The organism is Streptomyces sp. MspMP-M5 (assembly GCF_000373585.1).
Lineage (GTDB): Bacteria > Actinomycetota > Actinomycetes > Streptomycetales > Streptomycetaceae > Streptomyces.
In genome coordinates, this window is sequence record NZ_KB891859.1 from 1 (window position 1) to 2,628 (window position 2,628).

The following is a 2,628-nucleotide window of genomic DNA, read 5'->3' on the forward strand; positions in this document are numbered from 1 at the left end:
GTCTCGAGGAGTTCGGTGGCCATGCCGGTCCACTGGGAGCCTTGTCCGGGGAAGACGAAGACCACGCGCTGGCCTGCGGAGCCGTTGCTGTGTCCGTCGGCTGTGATCAGGTTCGGGGTTGTCCGGCCGTGGGTCAATGCCCTCAAGCCTGCGGTCAGTTGTTCCAGGTCGCTGCCTGTCACCACTGCCCGATGGTCCAGTGCCGAGCGTCCGGCCAGGGTGAGTGCCACATCGACCGGGTCGAGCGTGGGGTCGTTCTCGACCCGGTGCAGCAGCCGCGCGGCCTGGTCCTTCAGTGCCGTGGCGGACTTGGCGGACAGCACCCACGGCACCACCGGAACGCGTATCGCCTCCGTACGGGCCCCTTCCTCGGACGTGGCCGGCGCCTCCTCGAGGATCACATGCGCATTGGTGCCGCTCACTCCGAACGACGACACCCCCGCGCGCCGTGCCCGCCCCGTATCCGGCCAGGGCCTTGCCTCGGTCAGCAACTCGACCGCCCCTGCCTCCCAGTCCACAAAGGGCGTTGGCTCATCGACATGGAGGGTCTTGGGCAGCACCCCGTGCCGCAGCGCCTGGACCATCTTGATCACACCTCCGACACCGGCAGCGGCGACGGAGTGGCCGATGTTGGACTTGAACGACCCCAGATACAGCGGCCGGTCGGCAGGCCGGCCCTGGCCGTAGGTGGCCAACACCGCCCGCGCCTCGATCGGGTCGCCAAGCCGCGTGCCCGTGCCGTGGGCCTCGACGGCGTCCACGTCAGCCGGCGTCAGACGCGCGCCGGTCAACGCCTCGCGGATGACGCGCTCCTGAGAAGGGCCGCTGGGCGCCGTCAGACCGTTGGACGCACCATCCTGATTGACCGCCGTGCCCCGTACGACGGCCAGCACCTGATGGCCGTTCTTCTGCGCATCCGCGAGCCGCTCGACCAGAAGCAGGCCCACCCCCTCGGACCAACTGGTGCCGTCCGCCGCCGCGGCGAAGGACTTGCAGCGCCCGTCGGGTGCCAGCCCGCGCTGCCGCGAGAAGTCGACCATGCCCCCCTGCGACCCCCACACCGAGACGCCGCCGGCCAGGGCAAGATCCGATTCACCCCGGCGCAGCGACTGAACGGCAAGGTGCAGCGAGACCAGCGAGGACGAGCACGCCGTGTCCAAGGAGACCGCGGGGCCTTCGAACCCGAAGAAGTACGACACGCGGCCCGAGGCGACGCTGCTGAGCTTGCTCGTCATGAGATAGCCCTCCAGCTCCTGGGGACCACTAAGACCGAGATAGCTCTGTTCCACCAGCCCGGTGAACACACCCGTCCGGCTGCCCTTCAACGACGCCGGGTCGATACCGGCGTTCTCGAAGGTCTCCCAGGCAGTCTCCAAAAGAAGCCGGTGCTGCGGGTCCATGGCCAGCGCCTCGCGCGGCGAGATACCGAAGAACGCGGCATCGAAGTGCGTCGCACCGCTGACGAACCCGCCTTCGCGGGTGTAAGCGGTCCCGGGCTTGTCGGGGTCCGGGTCGTAGATCCGCTCGATGTCCCAGCCGCGGTCGGTGGGAATCGGCTCGATGCCGTCGGTGCCGTGCAGAACCATCTGCCACAGCTCATCGGGCGAGGACACCCCGCCCGGATAGCGGCAGGCCATCCCCACGATCGCGATCGGTGCCTCGCTGCCGGACTCCAGCTCCGCCACCCGCAGTCGAGTCTTCTGCAGGTCGGCGGTGACCCGCTTGAGGTAGGCAAGCAGCTTCTCCTCGTTGGTGCTCTCTTCGGTGGTCGACCCTGCGTTGGGCGCGGTCTCGGACGTGGTGTGGGACATGCGAAGCCTCGGCCTTCCTAGGCGGTCGGGATGAATGCACGGGCGGGCGCCGTGGTGATCACTGCGCAGGGCCGAGCTCGGAGTCGATCAGCGCAAAGATCTCCTCCGCCGTGGCCGATTCGATCGCGCCGGCCGCACCGGTGGCCCGCGCCGGCCCCTCTGCGGTGTCAGCTGCCTCTCGTACCTTCGCCAGCAGGGTTTGCAGACGGGCGGTGAGCGCACTGTGGTCAAGACCCAGCTCGTCCCACGAGCCGGCGGTCAGATCCGTCAAGGACGCTTCCAGCTGCTCCAGTCCGGCGATCAGGGGCGGCCTTGCCGAACCCTCGGGGACCACCCGCGCCAGCAGCGCACCAGCGAGTGCGGTGGGGGTCGGATGCTCGAAGATCACCGTTGCGGGCAGCGGTACACCGGCCACCGCAGTCAGCCGGTTGCGCAGCTCCACCGCCAGGAGCGAGTCGAAGCCCAGCTCCTGGAAGGCCCGGTCCGGATCGATCGCGGCACTGTCTCGGTGCCCCAGAACGGATGCCACCTCAGCACGGACCAGATGCAGCGTCAAGTGCTGTTGTTCCTGCGCAGACAGCCCGGACACACGATCGGCGAGTGAGGCGGTGGCACCGGATGCCGAGCCGGCCGTGGCTGCGGTGCGGCGGACCGGCCCCCGCGGACCAGGCACCTGCATGCCGTCACCCGATTCGACCGCAGGGGCCAGTTGCTCGTGTGGGACTTCGTGGTAGGTGAGGTGGTCGATGGTGAGCAGGGGTTGTCCGGCCCGGTCGGTCAGGAGGGCGGTGGCGGTGTTGTCGCCGGTGCGGGTCAG

General features: G+C 69.1%; 2 protein-coding genes. Both read right to left on the reverse strand.

Annotated elements, in window-relative coordinates:
* Nucleotides 1–1,811, reverse strand: a 1,811-nt coding sequence (locus tag B073_RS0106205; protein ID WP_018537225.1) for a type I polyketide synthase, incomplete at its 3' end; no start/stop codon positions are given.
* Nucleotides 1,812–1,869: 58 nt separating this feature from the next.
* Nucleotides 1,870–2,628: phosphopantetheine-binding protein (locus B073_RS39230; protein ID WP_018537226.1), on the reverse strand; the 759-nt coding region annotated here is incomplete at its 5' end.